This window comes from Micromonospora qiuiae, from assembly GCF_016863555.1.
GTDB classification, from domain to species: Bacteria; Actinomycetota; Actinomycetes; order Mycobacteriales; family Micromonosporaceae; genus Micromonospora; species Micromonospora qiuiae.
In genome coordinates, this window is record NZ_BOPC01000003.1 from 35,558 (window position 1) to 53,014 (window position 17,457).

Consider the following 17,457-nt stretch of genomic DNA (forward strand, 5'->3'; position numbering starts at 1 on the left):
GCCCAGGTCAGTCCCGCAGGCCGCCAGCGCGGTCCCGGGCCTTGAGCCGGACGGTGGGCAGCGCGGGGGCGGGCAGCGGCGGGTCGGGGTCGGCGGTGACGACCCCGAAGCGCCGCCCGGCCATCCAGTCCTCCCGGGCGGCCATGATCTCCTCGTGGCTGCGGCCGACGAAGTTCCACCACATCACCAGAGGTTCGGCGAAGGGCGCGCCGCCGAGCAGCAGCAACCGGGTGCCGGGGATGCCGCGCACGGCGAGGGCGTCCCGGCCCGCGCCGAGCCAGAGCAGCGCACCGGGCGCGACCGACACGCCGTCCACCTCGGCGGTGCCGTCGAGGGCCAGCAGCGCGTACTCGAAGTCGCGGCGCAGGGGCAGCCCGACCGGGTCAACACCGCCCAACTCCAGTTCTGCGCCGAGCAGGGGCGTGTAGACCTGGGCCGGTGAGCGCTCACCACCGAACTCGCCCACCAGCAGGGTCACGCCCAGCTCACCGTCGCGCCAGCGGGGCAACTCGGCGTGGTGGGCGAAGTCGGCCGCGCCGGACCGTGCCTCATCGGGCAGTGCCACCCACAGCTGCACGCCGTGCATCAGCGGCGGGCGCTCGGCCGGGGATCGCTCGGAGTGCGCGATGCCGTGGCCGGAGGTCATCACGTTCAGCTGGCCGGGACGGATCGGTTGGACGTTGCCGAGGCTGTCGCGATGCAGGATCTCGCCGTCCAGCAGCCAGGTCACCGTCTGCAGGCCGGTGTGCGGATGCGGTGGCACCTCCATGCCCGGCCGCTCGGCCACGTCGTCGGGGCCGAAATGGTCCACGAAGCACCAGGCGCCGACCATCCGCCGGGTACGCTGCGGCAGCAGCCGACGCACCGTGGTGTAGCGGCCCAGCGGCACGTCGTGGCCGGGCAGCAGGAGGCTGCCGGGATCGGCGGTGGCTACACCCGGCGGACGGGTCTGCGCGGGCATCGACTCGGTACAGCTCCACGTGCCGACTCTACGCCTGCCCCAGCCACCTGGCAGCCGCGCCGCTGAGCCGGTCGACGGCCCCAGCGGGGCCCGCCGGTGATTCGCAGCCTCCAGGTCACTCGGACGTTGAGCAGCACCTCGACCTCGCCCACGGACGCGGACACGAACGGGCCGGTGCCCGCCGGATCTCTCCGGCGGGCACCGGCACCCGGTGCGTGCCGGGCCCTGCCCGGCGTGCTGGGGTCAGTGGGTGCCACCCGCGCCGAGGCGGTTGCGCCGCCGCCACAGCACCGTGCCGAGCAGCAGGAGCGTGCCCGTCGCGACGAGCCCGCCACCGATCTTCATCGGCGTCTCCAGGCTGCTGCCGGTCACCGGCAGGTGGTGCGGCGGCTTGTGGTGCGGCGGCTCGTGGTGCCGGCGCAGCACCCGCAACTCGGTGGAGGCGCTGAGGCCCGACGTACGCCCGGTGGCCGTGATGGTGTACACCCCGGTCCGTCGCGGCGTGAACGGCCGGACGAACTCGCCCCGCGAGTTGGTCCGGGCGGTCAGGGTGGTGGTGTCGGAGGCGCGGTCCTCGGATTCGGTGTCCGGATCGTCGCTCGGGGCGCCGCCGCCCGCGCCGCCACCATCCATCGGGCGCCGTACGATCACGATGTCCACCGTCTCGTTCGGACCGAAGTTGCGTCCGATGATGTCCACCGTCTCGCCAACGAAGACGCTCGGGTCGCTCAGTGTCAGCGACGCCGGGCCCGGCGGATACGGCTGTGGCGGACCGGGAAGTGTGGATGTCGGCTGCGGCTGCGGCTGTGCCGCCCCCGCCGCGGCCGGCACAGCCACCACGGCCATTCCGACCGTGATTGCCATGATGATGCGGGTTAGCCGCATTATTCGTTCCCTCCTACTGTGAACAGCTGGATGCGGTGACAACATGGGTGGTCCACGGGGTGGCAGTCGGGGTCAGCCACAGCTCGGCGGTTCCGCTGTCCGTCGGTCCGGTCAGCAGGGCAATCTCCAGGGTTCGGGATTCCCCGGGGCCGACCTCGACGTTCACCGTCGCTACCTGCCGGCGCCGCTCGGTGCCGGTGGCCACCGGCGTCCGGGCTCCGTCGAGGTGGGCATCGAGCACCGCCCCGCCGGCCGGGCCGTAGACCGAGACCAGGGTCCGGATCGTGTACGGATCCCCGGCCATCGCCAGACCGAGCACGGACTTGCTGAGTCCGGACGCCGGCGCGGTGGACCGGATGATCACCCGGAGCCTGAGTTCCCGGCGCCGATCGCTCTGGCAGTCGCCGACCACCAGGTCGGCGGTCTGCCGTAGGTAGTAGCCGAGCTTCGCGCCGCTGCCGTCGTTGAGGAACACGCCGACCGTCGGCACGGTGTCCTGTTCCGGAAGCGTCCCGGCCATCCGGCTGTCGCCGAACGTCCGCTGCTCCTCCGGTCGGGCACTCCAGAACAATAACCGACGTTCCTGCACAGAACGGTCTAAAGCGGCCACAAGGCCGCTAGGGGGAATCTTTCGTGTGAAGAGGACATCAAACACGGCCGCCGCCGCAGCGGCGAAAAAGGCGTCCTGCTCGGCCGGGTCCGTCACTCGCTGGTAGGTGTCGCCGAGCAGAGTCCGGACCGCGTTCTCGGCGCTCAGCGACACCCCACCGACCACCCGCACCGGACCGGTGGCGGCCAACAAATGCGACAGCGCCACCGGGTCGACGGCGAGCACCCCGTCGACGCTCTCGCCGCTGTGCCGTCGGTACATCTCCCGCAGCAGCGCCGCTGCGGTCGGGAAGTGCGGGCTGAGGTTGACATCCGCGGGATAGGTGCCGGGCAGTTCGCCCCAGAGGGCGCGCACCTCGGCCGGGATCTTCAGCGGAGTGGTGAACATGCCGATACTCGCGCCGCTGCCCTGGGCACCCATCCGGACCTGGCCCCGGTTCGCCTCGATCACGGCGTACGCACCGAAGATGCCGCCCGTGGCGCGCAGCTCGGCGAGGTTCTGGGACACCAGCAGATAGCGCCGCGGGCCGTCCGCGCCGAGTAACGGCGGCAGCAGCCGGCCGGCCCGCTCGGCCGCCGAGGTCATCGTGGCCAACCGGTCGAGTTCGCCGCGTAACGTCTCAAGCGCCAGCCGGACCTGTCGGAGCAGCCGGTCGCCGTTGACTGCGGCGAGCTCGGCCCGGGTCCGCTGCACCGCCGCGTCCACCTCGACCAGCTCGTCGCTGATCGCTCCCAGTCCGGCCAGGTCCAGCCGACCATCGTGGGGCAGCAGGCCACCGAGGTCGACCCGCACCAGCGCCGGAAGAGCCTGGCGAGCCAGGTCGTCGACCGCGATGGCAATCTGCCGCACCGCCGAGAGGTTGGCCCCGGCGTACGGCACCTGCCGGCCCAACCGCCATCCGGGATCCCCGGTGGCCCGGCGGGCCGCCCTGGACTGTTCCTGGAGCGCGGCGAGGGCACGCTGGGCCCGGTCGACGTCGCCGCTGACCAGGTGAGCGCTCAGCGCGCCGGCGAGCCCGGTGGCGTTGACCAGGTGGGTGCGGGCCTGCCAGCCCCGGAACCCGACCCATCCGGCGAGGCTCAACACCAGCGAGCCGACCACCAGCGAGCCGAGCAGCGCACGACGCAGGCGTACGCGCCGACGGCGACGCCGACGGCGTTGCGAAGTCTCGTGCTCCGTCACAACCACCTCGCTTGCCGAAACGGACAGAAGGCACCATTGTTCTAACACCTGATACGGCTTTTGCGGCTCGAATAGTGTTTTAAGAAGCTATGAGAGTTTTATTCGCTGTTGTTCCGGGCGGGCGGCGGCAACCGATTCCCGCAGCAGCCGCTCGATCCGGTCCACCCCGGCCGGCAGCGACATCTCCCGCAGGTAGGCCTCCCGGCCGCGCCGGCCCATCTCGACTCGGGCCGGCGGAGGAATGTGCGCCGCCAGCCAGAACCGGTCGGCCAAGCTCGCCCAGTCCTCCGGCGGGCAGGACAGCCCGGCGCGGGTCCGCTCGACCAGGGCAGCGGTGTCGCCGCCGGCCGATGCCACCACCGGCACGCCGCACGACAGCACCGCCGGGAGCTTGGCCGGTACGCTGCTGTGCAGCTCCGGCAGGTCACGCAGCATCACCAGCTGGTAGTCGGCCGCCGCATACAACTCGGGCATGTCCAGCGGGGACCGCCGCTCCACGAACCGCACGTTGTCGGCCCGCAGCTCGGCGGCGAGCCCGCGCACCCGCGGCTCGTCCGCGCCCGAACCGACCAGGACCACGTCCACGGTGCCGGGGAGGGCCGCCGCCGCCCGTACCGCCGTCATCAGCCCCTGCCGGGCACCGATCGTGCCCGCGTACATCACCACGCACCGCTCGTCGCGGCGGACCAGCCGGCGCGCGGCCGCGCTGGCCGTCTTGGGCTGAAAGATCCGCTCCTCGGTCCAGTTGAGCACCAGCCGGACCCGGTCCGGGTCGACGCCGAGCGCGACGACGGCATCGCGCAACGACGGCGCGGTGACCGCCACCAGGGTGGCGGAGCGGTAGGTGCGGATCATGGCGGCACGCACCCGCGCCGCCCACCGCCCGTCGTCAGAGCCGTCCACCGCCTGCTCCGGCCACACGTCCGGCACGTGCAGGACGACCGGCACCCGACCGAGCAGGCGTAGCAGCGCCGCCGTGGCGAACGCCGCGGCCGGCGGCTGGTACACGTACAGCGCGTCGACGCCGGCGAGGTAGCGGCGCCCGACCAGCGCCGCGCTCCCGGCGAAGGAGAGCCAGGACGCCATCCGGCCGCGCATGCCATCGTCGCCGGTGCTGTACCGCAGAACCCGCCGCACGGTCAGCCCTCGGTCGTGGGTCTCGTGCCGCCAGCGCTGGCGCCAACCCGGATAGGCGTGCCCGCCGGGGTAGTCGGGAAAACCGGTGAGCACCCGCACCTCGTGGCCCCGGGCGGCCAGTTCCTCGGCCAGGCTGCCGGGTATGAACGCCGGCTCCGGCGGAAAGTGGTACGTCAGGATCCCGATCCGCACCCTCGCACCCCCGTCACGGCCGGCCGATTCGGCGCGGCGCCGGGGACCACCGGCACCACGGCTGCGTACGATGCCGGCAACCCCTCCCGAGGCGGTCGGCGGCGACTGTCCCGGATCGCCGCGCCGGCCGCGACCGCATCGTCGAAGGGGTTCCACATGGCCACCGCAGTGCTGTTCGTCTGCCACGCCAACCTGTGCCGCTCGCCGATGGCCGAGTACACCGCGCGCCGGCTGCTCGCCGGCTGGCCGGTGACGGTGGCCAGCGCCGGCACCGACGCCGTGGCCGGGCTGGCCATGCACCCGTTCGCGGCCCGGATCGCCGCCGAGATGGGCGCGGATCCGGCAGGCTTCCGCAGCCGCCGACTGGCGCCCGAGCACCTCAACCACGCGGCGCTGGTGCTGACCGCGACCCGGCGCCAGCGCTCCGTCTGCACCGCGCTGGCGCCGGCGGCGTTGCACCGCACGTTCACGCTGCGCCAGTTCGGCCGGCTGATCGCGGCCGTCGAGCCACCGGTACAGGAGCACGCCGACCCACTGCGGGCGGCGGTGGCAGCCGCCGCGCTGGCCCGAGGGCGGCTGCAACCGGCCCTCGGGGACGCCGACGACCTGCGGGACCCGCTCACCGGCACCCCCGACGACTTCCGGCACTGCGCCCGGGAGATCGAACGGTGCCTGCGACCGCTGGCGGCGCTCATCGGGACAGCCGGCTGAGTTCCTCGACGTGCTCGACCGCGTCGTTGGCGCCCACGCGCTCGGCGTGCCGCCCCGCCGCGGCCCGGCTCGCCGCCGCCGGTGGCGTCGCTGCCAACCGGTAGGCCTCGTACTGGTACGCCTCGGACTTGGGCGTCCGCGCCATGTTCAGCACGCAGCCGAGCAGCCGTACGGACACCGCGTCGAGCGCGCGGGCCGCGGCGGCCACCTGTGGCCGTGCGGTGCGTCCCTGCTGGCTGATCAGCAGGGCACCGTCGGCCTGCACGGCGACCACCACGCCGTCGGTGACCGCGAGCAACGGCGCGGTGTCGATGATGACGATGTCGGCGGACTCCCGCAGGGTCAGCAGCAGATCGGCCATGGCCTTCGAGCCGAGCAGTTCGCTCGGGTTGGGCGGGGTCGCCCCGCTGGGCAGCACGAGCAGCGACTTGTCGCCCCAGCGCTGGACCACGTCACCGACGTGCACGTCCCCGAGCAACACATCGGTCAGCCCGACCGCGGAGTCGACGCCCAGATAATCGCCGACCTTCGATCGGCGAAGATCCGCGTCGACCAGCAGCACCCGCCAGCCCGCTTCAGCCAGGGCGATCGCCAGGTTGCAGGACAGGGTGCTCTTCCCCTCGCCCTGCAGAGCGCTCGTGACGGCGATGACCCGGGCCGGCTCGTGCGCGTCGACGAAGCGCAGGTTGGTCCGCAGCTTGCGGACGGCCTCGGCCCGGGCCGAGGTCGCGGCAGCACCGACGATCAGTGGGGCGGTCCGGGCCGCGGGGTCGAGCGGTATCTCGCCGAGCAGCGGACTGCCGGTCACCCGCCGCAGGGCGGCGGCGTCCCGCAACCGCACGTCGGTCATGCCCCGCAGGATCGCCAGGCCCGTCCCGGCCAGCAGGCCGAGCAGGGTGCCGATGAGGATGTTGCGGACCGGCTGCGGCGAGACCGGGCTCGGGCTGACCCGGGGCCCGCCGATGACCTCGATCTTGATCGGACCCGGGGTCCCGTCCAGGCGGGTCTCCACCTTGTTGACGAGTTCGACGAACCTCGCCGAGAGGGCCTCGACGACCCGCAGCGCCCGGGTCTGATCGGTGTCCGTCACCGACGCCTGGAGCAGGACCGTGCCGGTCTCCGTCGAGGTCGTGATCCGGCGCTGGACCTGCTCGGCGGTCAGCCCGAGTTGGTTGTCGGTCACCACGCTCTGCGCCAGCCGGTCACTGGTCAGCAACTCCTCGTAGGACTTCACCCGCTGCTGGAGGAAAAGGCTGCCCTGGTAGGCGTCGGTGACGCCCTGGCTGGGTGTGGTGACGAAGAAAGTGACCGTGGCGAGGTAACGCGGTTGGGCCCGGACGGTGACCAGGGCAGTGACGCCGAGGGACACCATAAGCGTGACCAGAATGATCCACCAGTTTCGGCGGACGAGGCGCAGTTGGCGGACCAGGTCCATCAGACATGCCTCCGGGCCGGGCCGGCGACACCAAAAAAGTTCACAAAAACTCCCAAGGTCGACCAATCTTGTAAAGCTATTAAAGCGGTCCTTAGAGGCTTGTGTCCTGGATTGTCAGTTTCCTTGACGAGGAGTACGCCCGGTAGTACCAACCGGACCATGGGTCCCTCGGAATCGCCTTCGGCACGGAAAAGTGCGGACCTCGACCAGCGGGTGGAGCTCCGCGACGGGCCGGGACCCGCGCGGCGGGCCGTTGCGCGGTGGATAGGATCACGGACGGTGTGCCGGGAAGGCTGGTCGGCGATGACACGCTGTTGTCCCCCGACCGACGAGGTGGACCCTCCACATGACCGACCACAGCCCACGCCCCGAGCACCGCGGCGTCCGCCGCCTCTTCACGCGTACCTCCTGGCCGGAGGCCCGATTCCTGGCCGACATGCTGCGCACCGAGACCGTCGGTGGCGCGCTGCTGCTGTTCGGCGCCGTGACCGCGCTGCTCTGGGCGAACTCGCCCTGGGGCGACGCCTACGCCGAACTGGGCCGATGGGTGCCCTGGACCGGCGGCGCCGCGCTGCACCTCGACCTCGATCTGGCCACCTGGGCCGCCGACGGGCTACTGGCCATCTTCTTCTTCGTGGTCGGCCTGGAACTGAAGCGCGAGTTCGTCGCCGGCGAACTGCGCGACCCGCACCGAGCTGCCCTGCCGGTGATCGCGGCGGTCGGCGGCATGATGATACCGGCGCTGATCTATGTGGGGGTGAACCTCGCCGCCGGCGGCGAGGGGCTACGCGGCTGGGCCATCCCGACCGCCACCGACATCGCCTTCGCGCTGGCCGTGCTGGCCGTGATCGGCGCCTACCTGCCGCAGGGCCTACGCGCCTTCCTGCTCACCCTGGCGGTGGTCGACGACCTGCTCGCGATCACCATCATCGCGGTCTTCTACACCGACGACTTCAGCCTGCTCCCGCTGCTCGGCGCCGTGGCGCCGATCGCGCTGTTCGGGCTGCTGGTGCAACGTCGCCGCACCTGGTGGTGGGCGCTCATCCCGCTCGCGGCCGTCGCCTGGGCGTTGGTGCACTCCTCCGGCGTGCACGCCACGGTCGCCGGCGTGCTGCTCGGCTTCACCGTTCCGGTGCTCGCCGGCAAGGGTCGCGACGGGCGACCCGCACCCGGCCTCGCCGAGCGTCTGGAACACCGGTGGCGGCCGATCTCGGCCGGGTTCGTCGTACCGGTCTTCGCGTTCTTCGCCGCCGGGGTGTCCCTGCGCGGTGCCGACCTGGGCGCGGTGGTCACCGATCCGATCGTCCTCGGCGTCGTGCTCGGTCTGGTGATCGGCAAATGCGTCGGCATCCTCGGGTCGACCTTCCTGCTGGCCCGGTTCAGCCGGGCCCGACTCGACGAGGACATCTCCTGGTCGGACCTGCTCGGCGTGTCGTTGCTGGCCGGCATCGGCTTCACCGTCTCGCTGCTGATCGGCGAACTCGCCTTCGGCTCCGACAGCGGGGAGGGGGACAACGTGAAGGCCGCCGTGCTGGCCGGCTCGCTGATCTCGGCGCTACTGGCCACGGTGGTGCTGTCCCGGCGCAACCGGGCCTACCGGGCGATCGCGTGCAAGGAGCAGGTCGACCTCGACCAGGACGGCGTGCCGGACGTCTACCAGCAGCCCGGCACCTGACGGCCCGCCGACCAGCGGCCCCACGGTCAGGCGTCGGGCTCCGGGCGCCCCTTGGGCTGGTTCGCCGGACGCCCGGGATGGGCCCTGGCGCCTTACCCAGCCGTCGAACGGCTAGTCCGCGCCGGGTCCGTCCGTCATGCCCCCGACTCACCTCAGCTGCGCGACCGCCTCGATGATCAGCCAGAGGCCGCTGATGGCGAAGAGAGCGGCGGCGCCGTACTTGATGGTCCGTTCCGGCAGCTTGCGGCCGAGTAGCCGGCCGACGAGGATAGCGAGCGCGTCCGCGGCGACCATCCCGACGGTCGAGCCGACCCAGGTGCCGAACCAGCCGTACTGGGTGGCCAGCGTGATCGTCGCGAGCATTGTCTTGTCACCGAGTTCGGCCAGGAAGAACGCGACACCGACGGTCAGCACCGCCGACTTGCCGCCCTTGGCGGCCTTGCGCTTCTCCTCCTCGGTGAGCGTGTCGCCGCGCAGCGTCCACAAACCGAAGCCGATGAAGGCCAGACCCGCGAGCAGCGAGATCCAGCCGGTGGGGAGGGTGGCGCCGAGGCCGTGACCGATCGCCACCGAGGCCAGGTGCACCACGGCGGTGGCGACGGTGATGCCGATCAGGATCGGCACGGTGCGATATCTGGTGGCGAAGGCCAGGGCCATGAGCTGGGACTTGTCTCCCAGCTCGGCGACGAAGATCACGCCGAAGCTGACCGCCAGCGCAACGAGGAACCCGTCCATGACGTCCTTCCGGATCTGGCCGGGAAGAAGGTGCCCGGGGCGCCCTCGACCCGGCTGTTACAGCCTGGTCGAAGGTCTCGCCCGCCTCGTCGCTACGAGGCCGGGTGGCCGGATGCGGAACGCACCAGTATGTCGACCACGTCGTTGCGGGCTACTCCCCTTCGTTGCCCGCCAGCCTAGCCGATCACGGGCCGGTCACTCCGCCCGGGCCAGGCTCACGCCGAACCGGCCGTCCGGGTCAGCCCAGAACCGTTCGGCGCGGAATCCCGCGGCGGCCAGCTCGGCCGCGATCCCCTCGGGGCGGAACTTGGCCGACACCTCGGTACGCAGCTCCTCCCCGGCAGCGAAGTCGACATCCAGGTCGATCACCCGCACCCGCATCGGCCGCTCGGCACGCAGCCGCATCTCGATCCATTCGCGGTCCGGGTCCCAGCGCGCGACGTGCGCGAACGCCTCCGGATCGAAGTCGGCACCGAGTTCCCGGTTGAGCACCCGAAGCACGTTGCGGTTGAACTCCGCGGTCACCCCCGCCGCGTCGTCGTACGCGGGCACGAGCACTGCCGGATCCTTGACCAGATCGGTGCCGACCAGCAGCCAGTCCCCCGGTTCGAGCGCGGCCCGCATCCGGGCGAGGAACTCGGCCCGTTCGTCCGGCAGCAGGTTGCCGATGGTGCCGCCGAGGAAGGCCACCAGTCGCCGGCCGCCGGTGGGCAGCCGGTCGAGGTGGCGGGTGAAGTCCCCGACGATGCCCCGCACCCGCAGCCCCGGATAGTCGGCGGCAAGCCTGGCGGTGGAGGCCCGCAGGGCGTCGATCGACACGTCCAGTGGCACGAATGTGCCCAGATCGCCGCGCCGGGTGAAGGCGTCCAGCAGCAGTCGGGTCTTCTCCGACGAGCCAGAACCGAGCTCGATGAGGGTCTTCGCGCCACTCAGGTCGGCGATCTCGGTCGCCCGCTCGGCCAGCACCGCGCGTTCGGCCCGGGTCGGGTAGTACTCGGGCAGCCGGGTGATCTCGTCGAACAGCTCGCTGCCCCGAGCGTCGTAGAACCATCTCGGGGGCAGCCATTTCGCCTCGGCGGTCAGCCCGACCCGCACGTCGTGCCCCAGGCTGCGGACGATGTCCTGATCGTCCAGGTGGATCTCGAGCGGCTCCGCGCCCATCTACTTCCCCTTCCCTGTGATGTCCCGAGCGGCCGGGCTCACCGCGCCGCGATCGTGCGCTGCCGCACCTCGGTCGCGGTGGCTTGCACGAGCTGGCCATCCGGCACCTGTCGCCAGCCCGGCTCGTCGTCGTGTGGTTCGGAGGCCAGCAGCACCGAGGTCGGCGTGGCGCGCAGGGAGAGCGCGTGCCCGACCGCCGTGGCGATCACTGTGCGGCCGTCGGTGAGCAGCAGGTTGAGCCGTGACCCGGGGGCGGCCGCGGCGACCGAGGTGACCGTGTCGGCGACCGCCCGCGCCGGGGCAACGCCCGCGCGCAGCCGGTCGCGGACCAGCGCCCACAGCAGCGCCGAGTCGGTGGCCGCGTCGAGGGTTAGCAGGTCACGTATGGGCAGCTCGGCGGCGAGCGCGACCATCGAGTCCGGCCAGCCGCGCACCACACCGTTGTGGCTGAACAGCCACCGTCCCTCGGCGAAGGGCGCGGCGGCACCGTCAGCGACCGGCATGCCGACGGTGGCGGAACGCACCGCGGCCAGCACCGCGCCGCTCGAGGTGACGGCCGCGAGTTCGGCGATGGTCGAATCACTCCAGAACGGCTGGGCGCGCCGGTACCGCACCGGCGGACCGTCGCCGGGATACCAGGCGACGCCGAAGCCGTCCGCGTTGATCGTCCCCCCGCCGCGCATGTCCCGCGGCGACCAGGACTGGCGCGACAGCGAGTACGGCGGATCGAGAAGCAGCTCGCGCAGGGTCACCGGCGGCCCGAGGTAGGCAAGATGGCGACACATCAGGCGGCCGGTCCCGCGACCGTCACCGGTGGGCCTGTTCCGGATGCGCGTCGCGGGCGCAGCGGAAGCCGCTGAAGATCTGCCGCCGGATGGGATAGTCCCAGTTGCGGAACGTGCCCCGGCAGGCGGCCCGGTCGGTGCCGAACGAGCCGCCGCGCAGCACCTGGTAGTCGTCGCCGAAGAAGACCTCGGAATACTCGCGGTAGGGGAAGGCCGCGAAGCCGGGATAGCCCCGGAACGGGGTGGCGGTCCACTCCCAGACGTCACCGATGAGCTGGTGCACGCCCAGCGGCGAGGCGCCGGCCGGGTAGGCGCCGACCGGCGCCGGCCACAGATGCCGCTGCCCCAGGTTGGCCCGCGTACCGGTGGGCTCGTCGTCGCCCCAGGGATAGCGACGGGACCGGCCGGTGGCCGGATCCCAGCGGGCCGCCTTCTCCCACTCCGCCTCGGTGGGCAGCCGCTTGCCCGCCCACGCGGCGTACGCCTGCGCCTCGTGGAAGCAGACGTGCACCACCGGCTCGTCGTCGCGGACCCGGTCCCACCGGCCGAAGCGCCGGTACGCCCAACTGTCGCCGTCGGGCCGCCAGTGCATCGGCGCGCTCAGCCCGGCCTTTTGCCGGTGTCGCCAGCCGGGCCCGCTCCACCAGCGGGGATCGTCGTACCCGCCGTCGGCGATGAACTGGCGGTACGCCCCGTTGGTCACCGGCGCGGCGTCGATGAGGTACGCGGGCAGCTCCACCCGGTGGGCCGGGCGTTCGTTGTCCAGCGCCCACGGGTCGGTGTCGGTGCCCATGACGAACGGGCCCGCGGGCACCAGCACCTCGCCGGCCACCCGCGCGACCGGCTCGGGCGGCGGCGGCGCGTGCAGCACGGCCGGGCCGGCCCGCAGCTGGTGGGTGGCGAGCATCGTCTCGTCGTGCTGCTGCTCGTGCTGCACGATCATCCCGAAGGCGAACCCGTCGGCGACCAGCCGACGGCTGTCGAAGGCGACCCGGTCCAGCAGGTCGTGGACCTTCTCACGGACCGTGGCCAGGTACGCCCGCGCCTCGGCCGGCGGCAGCAGCGGCAGCGACGGGCGGTCCCGGCGGGGCTGCTTGAAAGCGTCGTACAGGTCGTCGATGTCGCAGCGGACCGGCTCGCGCCCCCCGACGTCCCGGACCAGCCAGAGTTCCTCCTGGTTGCCCACATGGGCCAGGTCCCACACCAGCGGTGACATCAGTGGCGAGTGCTGACGCACCAGGTCGTTGTCGTCCACCGCCTCGGTCAGCAGCGCGGTCCGGGCCCGGGTTCGCTCCAACTCGGCCGCGATCCGGCTCCGTAACTGCTCCGCGTCGCCCCGGTCGGTCAAGACGTCGGTCACCCTTGCCTCCTCGTCGCGGCCTGCCGCCGCCGTCGTACTCCCTGGTCGATCTCGTGGTGCAGGGCCGCCGGCAGGTCGAGCCGGGGTAGCGCCGCCACGGCCAGGTCGAGCAGTTCGGCGGCGGCGCAGGCCAGCGCCGGGTCACCCAGCCCTTGCCGGGCGGCCACGCGCCAGCTTCCGGCCACCGGCATGCTCACCGCGGCCGCCGCGTCGACCGTGTCGGCGCCGCTGAACAGGGCGGCGAGCACCGCCAGCGGCAGCGTCCAGTCGCGTCCCGGCTGCGCGTCCAGATAACGCAGTTCGAGGTAGCCGCGCGGTCGTACCGGTGGGAAGAGGGTGCTCACGTGGTACTCCAGGTCATCGACAGTGGGCGGCCGGGGCAGCGCGCCGTCGAGCCAGTCGGCGAACGTCACGTTTCGCGGTGGGATCCAGTCGCCGTCGTCGCGCACGCAGAGCAGCGGGGCGCCGAGAACGTACGCGGTCCACGCGGTGACCGGGTCCGCGTCGGCGCCCGGGGTCCAGACCGGGGCGGTGCGGGCCGGGTCGATGCGCCACCAGGTCACCATCCGCGCCGACGCCCACCCGGTGTCCCGGCCGGCGTGCCGGCCGGCGGTGGCGAAGGCGGCCAGCAGCGGCGGGCCGACCGCGTGCACCAGCGCCCAGCGGGCGGCGAGTTGCTCGGGCTCGCCCGCGTCCAGACAGACCTGTAGACCGGCGGTGCTGTACATCATCGTTCGCCCGGCCGGGCCACGCCGGTCGAAGACCTGACGCATGGCGCGGTAGCGCGGAGTGTCGAGCACCGGCCGGGGTGAGCGGTACGGGTCGATCCCGGCCCGGCCGAGGCACAGGCCGGCCGCCTCCAGCAGTCGGGTGAGCTGAGCGATGTCGGACTGGGCGGCCTCGACCAGAGCGGCGACCGAGGCCCGCGGCGGGGTGGAGATCTCCAGTTGGCCACCGGGCTCGACGGTCACCGCACCGCCCCGGAGCAGTCGCCGGGCGGGGCTGGCCGGATCCAGCGTGGTGGGGCTGTAGGGGCCCAACGCCGCGGCCAGCCGCGCGGCGCCGACGGGTCTGGCGGGATCGACGGCGTCGTGAACCGTCCATTCGAGCTCGACCCCGGTGTAGGTCGGCGGGCCGGTCTTGAAGCAGATCCGGGCGAGGTGCCGAGCGGCGGCGGCGCGGTCGCGCAGCACCACGACGCGGTCCAGTTCCGGCGACATCACCATGCGACGGCCCTTCCGGCGGCGATCCGGCGCTGCCACCGTAATCCGCCCCGGTGACATCACCGGGTATTCGGCGGCTACCCCTCCTGTCCATCAGTAGTCAATCACACACCGAAGGTGATTCACCTCCGGTGTGGGTGACCGATCCGGGTTTCGGCACGCCGGCCCGACGTCGGCGCGGATGTTCAGGATTCGGTGCCGTTGGTGCTCGCGTCCGGCTCGGGCTCCTGCCTGGCCAGCCAATTCGGGTCGGTCTCGGCCAGCAGTTGCCGGCAGTAGGCCGGAACGTGCTCGGCACCACCGGCCGCAGTCACGAGTTCGTCGAAGCCGGGCGTGCGTAGTGCCTTCTCCCGTTGGCGCTCGGGCTTAGACAGGTACGCCTTGCAGCGCCCGGAGTTCCCCCGCCCGAGGTGGGCCGTCGCCCTCGGCTCCGCCTCGATGGGTACGGGGCTTGCCGAGGTCGGCGCGGGCGCGGCACCGCTCGGCGCTCCGGTCGGCGTCGGCGTCCGGCCGCCGGGCCGGTCGGCGGTGGGGGTTGCGGGGACACCGGTGGGCACCGGCGCGACCGTGGCGGACGCCGGAGGCGGAGGCGGCGGCGCCTCCGTACGGTCCAGGTTGGCCGCCGCCAGCGCGGCGCCCGCGGTGGCGGTGGCCGCCAGGCCGGCGAGCCAGAGCACCACACCGGCGGTGAACCGACGCCGAAGCGGCCGGGCCGCCGGTGCCCCGGCGGCGGCCTGCCGGGCCGCACGGAACGCGGCGAGCGCCGCCTCTTCGCCGGCGAGTTCCCGTGGACGAGGTGGGGCGGCGGCAGCCCGCAACAGCCCCGCCAGCGGATCCGGCGGCCCGGACGGCGGTGCTCCGGCCCACGGCCCGCGGGCGTCGTCGAGCAGCCGCTCATGCTCCGCTCGGTCACCGGACCGAGCCAGCCAGCGCAGGATCATGCACGGTCTCCCCATGTCAACCGTCCACCGATTCGGTGCGCGGCGCCTTCGGCGACAGGCCGGTACGGGGACCCGGCGCCCTCCGACCGGACGACGTGGCGGCCTCGGCTCGCTGGTCGAGCAGCAGCGCCAACCGTCGCAGTCCCCGGTGGGCGGCGGTGCGTACCGCCCCGGCCCGGCGGCCGAGTATCCGTCCGGCGGTCGCGGCGTCGAGCCCGACGACCGCCCGTAGCAGAACCGCCTCGGCCTCCCGGGGCGGCAAATTCGCGATCATGGCCAGGGCGGCCTCGGTGCCGAGGCTCTCTCCGGCGCGTTCGGCGGTGTCGGCGTCCCCGGCCAACTCGGCGAGTTCCTGGACCGGCACCGACACCGCCGGGCGGCGGCGCTGCCGGCGCAGATGATCCATGGCCCGGTTGCGTCCGATAGTGACGACCCAGGCCCGGAACTCCCCACCGGTGAAGTGGGGCAGGTCGCGCGCCACCTGAAGCCACGTCTCCGACGCGACGTCCTCGGCGTCCGCGCCGACCAGGACGGTCAGGTAACGCAGCAGGCCAGGCTGAAGGCCACGGTAGAGAAGGCGAAAGGCGTCCTCGTCGCCGGCCTGGGCCGCCTCGACGGCCTGGCTCAGCTCACCGGTCATGGCCCTGCCGCTTCCGTTCCACCGGCCCTCTCGTGGGACGTCCGCCGGGCCGGCGCGCGCTGCGCGGGCCCGGACCTTTGTGGGCCGGACCTGCTCCCCCGGTCCGCCCCCGTCGACCCGTCCGCCAGTTGACTGACAGGTCGGCGCCGCTGACCGGACGAGCAGATGAACGGCTGCCGGCCGGACGGCGAATCGACGGTACACGACGCCGCCCGGCGGCCGGCGGCGCCTCCGCGCCCCGACGGCAGCGGTATCTCCCCCGGTGCGCCCGGCGGGAGCAACCTGTGACACCATGTGTCGGCAGGGTCACGCAAAGGCCCACGACCAGGCCGCTCGACGCCCCCGAATCCCGGACCCGCAAACGCGTGGTCCACGACCACTGTGGGTACGGTGGAACCGTGTTGTCTTCGGAGGTCGTACTCAGCGGTCGTTACCGCCTGGACGAGCGTGTCGCCACCGGCGGCATGGGGGACGTCTGGCGCGGCACCGATCTGATCCTGGGCCGGCAGGTCGCGGTCAAGGTGCTGCTGCCCTCACTGGTCTCCGACCCCGACTTCATCGCCCGGTTCCGGGCCGAGGCCCGGATCATGGCGGCGCTGCGCCATCCGGGGATCGTCCAGGTCTTCGACTGCGGCGAGGACGATCTGCCCGACGGAGGCCGGGCCGACTACCTGGTCATGGAATTCGTCACCGGCGTGCCGCTGTCGAAGCGGATCGAGGCCGAGGGCCGCCTGACCGTGAGCGAGACCATGTCGGTCGTGGCGCAGGCGGCGCAGGCCTTGCACGCCGCCCATCTCGGCGGGATCGTGCACCGCGACGTCAAGCCGAGCAATCTGCTGGTGCAGGAGAACGGTTCGGTCGTCCTCGTCGACTTCGGCGTCGCCCGCTCGACCAATGTGACCAGCATCACCAGCACGAACGCGGTCCCCGGCACCGCGCTCTACATGGCGCCCGAGCAGGCAGCCGGGCGTCCGGTCTCCGGCGCGACCGACCTGTACGCCCTCGGCGCGGTCGCCTACTGCTGCCTGACCGGCAGCCCGCCGTTCACCGGCGACAATCCGCTCCAGGTGGCCGTCCGGCATCTCGACGACCCGCCACCGGAACTGCCGCACGACATTCCGGAGGCGGTACGCGTCCTGGTCGCCCAAGCTCTGGCCAAAGACCCCGCCGATCGGTTCAGCAGCGGCGCGGCGATGGCGGAGGCCGCCCGGACGGCGGTGTCGGACAGCTCCCTGCCGACCGCGATGGTGCCGGCCGCCGCGGCGCTGCGCGACGCCGGGCCGGAGACCCGGGCCGACGTCACGGCGGCGGACGCCCCGCCGGCCGGCCGCGGGGGCCGTCGCGGCACGCTGATCGGCGCGCTCACCGCCGTGACGGTCGGGCTGGTCGCGCTCGGTGCCGCGCTCAACGCGGCGACCACAGCCGACACTCCCGCGGTGACGGTGCCGACCAACTTGCCGGGCACCGAGACCAGCCTTGAGGCGGAGCCGTTGCCGAGCGAGGACCAGAGCGCGCCGGCCGCGCCTCCCTCGTACCGTCCGACCGGCTCGACGGCCACCCCGACCGGGTCCCGGTCACCGTCACCAACCACGACGCAGCCCCACACGCCGACCACACCCGAGTCGCCCGATCCGACGCCGTCCAACGATGGTCCGACCGACGGCCCGGGCACCCCCACGCCCCCGCCGCCGAGCACGCCGCCGGCGAGCACGCCGCCGGCGACCAGCGCCGCACCTCCCGGGGACGGCGGCGGGGAGGGAAACGCCGGCTAGTTCCCATGCCTCGCGATTTTCCCGGAAATCACCGAATCGGACATCCGGCATA

Annotated in this window: 15 protein-coding genes; 3 read left to right on the top strand and 12 right to left on the bottom strand. The window is 72.8% G+C overall.

All coding sequences use genetic code 11. The annotated features are described in order from the left end of the window. Window positions 1-7 precede the first annotated feature (7 nt). The 4 genes from Vqi01_RS00985 to Vqi01_RS01000 form a co-directional block, all read right to left on the bottom strand. On the bottom strand, window positions 8-961 hold the full coding sequence (locus Vqi01_RS00985; protein WP_204032036.1) for a pirin family protein: 954 nt from the start codon (window positions 959-961) through the stop codon (window positions 8-10). A 243-nt stretch (window positions 962-1,204) separates the two neighbouring features. Continuing rightward, window positions 1,205-1,825 (bottom strand): hypothetical protein, encoded by a 621-nt coding sequence (locus Vqi01_RS00990; protein WP_239098093.1) that lies wholly within the window; start codon window positions 1,823-1,825, stop codon window positions 1,205-1,207. A 34-nt stretch (window positions 1,826-1,859) separates the two neighbouring features. Further along, a complete protein-coding gene (locus Vqi01_RS00995; RefSeq protein ID WP_204032039.1) occupies window positions 1,860-3,638 on the bottom strand; it encodes a DUF4012 domain-containing protein in 1,779 nt (592 codons plus the stop codon). A gap of 87 nt (window positions 3,639-3,725) precedes the next feature. Beyond that, window positions 3,726-4,967 carry a glycosyltransferase family 4 protein gene (locus Vqi01_RS01000; protein WP_204032041.1) on the bottom strand — a complete coding sequence of 414 codons (1,242 nt, stop codon included), beginning with the start codon at window positions 4,965-4,967 and terminating at the stop codon, window positions 3,726-3,728. 156 nt (window positions 4,968-5,123) lie between these two features. Here Vqi01_RS01000 and Vqi01_RS01005 point away from each other — a divergent pair, with 156 nt between their 5' ends. Continuing rightward, entirely contained in the window at window positions 5,124-5,678 is a 555-nt protein-coding gene (locus Vqi01_RS01005; RefSeq protein WP_204032042.1) for an arsenate reductase/protein-tyrosine-phosphatase family protein, read from the top strand. On the opposite strand, the gene Vqi01_RS01010 is transcribed toward Vqi01_RS01005, so the two are convergent. Continuing rightward, complete coding sequence (locus tag Vqi01_RS01010; protein WP_204032044.1) at window positions 5,659-7,113, bottom strand: tyrosine-protein kinase domain-containing protein; 1,455 nt, start codon at window positions 7,111-7,113, stop codon at window positions 5,659-5,661. The genes Vqi01_RS01005 and Vqi01_RS01010 overlap by 20 nt on opposite strands. 346 nt (window positions 7,114-7,459) lie before the next feature. Here Vqi01_RS01010 and nhaA point away from each other — a divergent pair, with 346 nt between their 5' ends. After that, window positions 7,460-8,788, top strand: a complete 1,329-nt coding sequence (gene nhaA / locus Vqi01_RS01015) for a Na+/H+ antiporter NhaA (protein ID WP_204032046.1) — start codon at window positions 7,460-7,462, stop codon at window positions 8,786-8,788. A gap of 147 nt (window positions 8,789-8,935) precedes the next feature. On the opposite strand, the gene Vqi01_RS01020 is transcribed toward nhaA, so the two are convergent. The 7 genes from Vqi01_RS01020 to Vqi01_RS01050 form a co-directional block, all read right to left on the bottom strand. Then, on the bottom strand, window positions 8,936-9,523 hold the full coding sequence (locus Vqi01_RS01020) for a TMEM165/GDT1 family protein (protein ID WP_204032048.1): 588 nt from the start codon (window positions 9,521-9,523) through the stop codon (window positions 8,936-8,938). A gap of 195 nt (window positions 9,524-9,718) precedes the next feature. Continuing rightward, entirely contained in the window at window positions 9,719-10,684 is a 966-nt protein-coding gene (gene egtD / locus Vqi01_RS01025; protein WP_204032050.1) for an L-histidine N(alpha)-methyltransferase, read from the bottom strand. Between the two features lie 38 nt (window positions 10,685-10,722). Continuing rightward, the gene (gene egtC, locus Vqi01_RS01030) at window positions 10,723-11,469 is read right to left on the bottom strand and encodes an ergothioneine biosynthesis protein EgtC (protein WP_204032052.1); all 747 of its coding nucleotides are present in this window, start codon (window positions 11,467-11,469) and stop codon (window positions 10,723-10,725) included. A gap of 22 nt (window positions 11,470-11,491) precedes the next feature. Then, complete coding sequence (egtB, locus tag Vqi01_RS01035) at window positions 11,492-12,829, bottom strand: ergothioneine biosynthesis protein EgtB (protein WP_204032053.1); 1,338 nt, start codon at window positions 12,827-12,829, stop codon at window positions 11,492-11,494. Further along, window positions 12,826-14,055 (bottom strand): ergothioneine biosynthesis glutamate--cysteine ligase EgtA, encoded by a 1,230-nt coding sequence (egtA, locus tag Vqi01_RS01040; RefSeq protein ID WP_204032055.1) that lies wholly within the window; start codon window positions 14,053-14,055, stop codon window positions 12,826-12,828. Before egtA ends, egtB begins: the two co-directional genes overlap by 4 nt. 182 nt (window positions 14,056-14,237) lie before the next feature. After that, window positions 14,238-14,993 carry a hypothetical protein gene (locus tag Vqi01_RS01045; protein WP_204032057.1) on the bottom strand — a complete coding sequence of 252 codons (756 nt, stop codon included), beginning with the start codon at window positions 14,991-14,993 and terminating at the stop codon, window positions 14,238-14,240. Window positions 14,994-15,009: 16 nt separating this feature from the next. After that, complete coding sequence (locus Vqi01_RS01050; protein ID WP_204032059.1) at window positions 15,010-15,633, bottom strand: RNA polymerase sigma factor; 624 nt, start codon at window positions 15,631-15,633, stop codon at window positions 15,010-15,012. A gap of 398 nt (window positions 15,634-16,031) precedes the next feature. Between Vqi01_RS01050 and Vqi01_RS01055 the strand changes: the two genes are divergently transcribed. Continuing rightward, the gene (locus Vqi01_RS01055) at window positions 16,032-17,405 is read left to right on the top strand and encodes a serine/threonine-protein kinase (protein WP_204032061.1); all 1,374 of its coding nucleotides are present in this window, start codon (window positions 16,032-16,034) and stop codon (window positions 17,403-17,405) included. The last annotated feature ends 52 nt before the right edge of the window (window positions 17,406-17,457 follow it).

Excerpts from the sequence above, each read along its gene's own strand:
- Vqi01_RS00985 (WP_204032036.1), bottom strand. The coding sequence starts at position 961 with ATGCCCGCGCAGACCCGTCCGCCGGGTGTAGCCACCGCCGATCCCGGC.
- Vqi01_RS00990 (WP_239098093.1), bottom strand. The coding sequence starts at position 1,825 with ATGGCAATCACGGTCGGAATGGCCGTGGTGGCTGTGCCGGCCGCGGCG.
- Vqi01_RS01005 (WP_204032042.1), top strand. The coding sequence starts at position 5,124 with ATGGCCACCGCAGTGCTGTTCGTCTGCCACGCCAACCTGTGCCGCTCG.
- Vqi01_RS01010 (WP_204032044.1), bottom strand. The coding sequence starts at position 7,113 with ATGGACCTGGTCCGCCAACTGCGCCTCGTCCGCCGAAACTGGTGGATC.
- nhaA (WP_204032046.1), top strand. The coding sequence starts at position 7,460 with ATGACCGACCACAGCCCACGCCCCGAGCACCGCGGCGTCCGCCGCCTC.
- Vqi01_RS01020 (WP_204032048.1), bottom strand. The coding sequence starts at position 9,523 with ATGGACGGGTTCCTCGTTGCGCTGGCGGTCAGCTTCGGCGTGATCTTC.
- egtD (WP_204032050.1), bottom strand. The coding sequence starts at position 10,684 with ATGGGCGCGGAGCCGCTCGAGATCCACCTGGACGATCAGGACATCGTC.
- egtC (WP_204032052.1), bottom strand. The coding sequence starts at position 11,469 with ATGTGTCGCCATCTTGCCTACCTCGGGCCGCCGGTGACCCTGCGCGAG.
- egtA (WP_204032055.1), bottom strand. The coding sequence starts at position 14,055 with ATGGTGATGTCGCCGGAACTGGACCGCGTCGTGGTGCTGCGCGACCGC.
- Vqi01_RS01045 (WP_204032057.1), bottom strand. The coding sequence starts at position 14,993 with ATGATCCTGCGCTGGCTGGCTCGGTCCGGTGACCGAGCGGAGCATGAG.
- Vqi01_RS01050 (WP_204032059.1), bottom strand. The coding sequence starts at position 15,633 with ATGACCGGTGAGCTGAGCCAGGCCGTCGAGGCGGCCCAGGCCGGCGAC.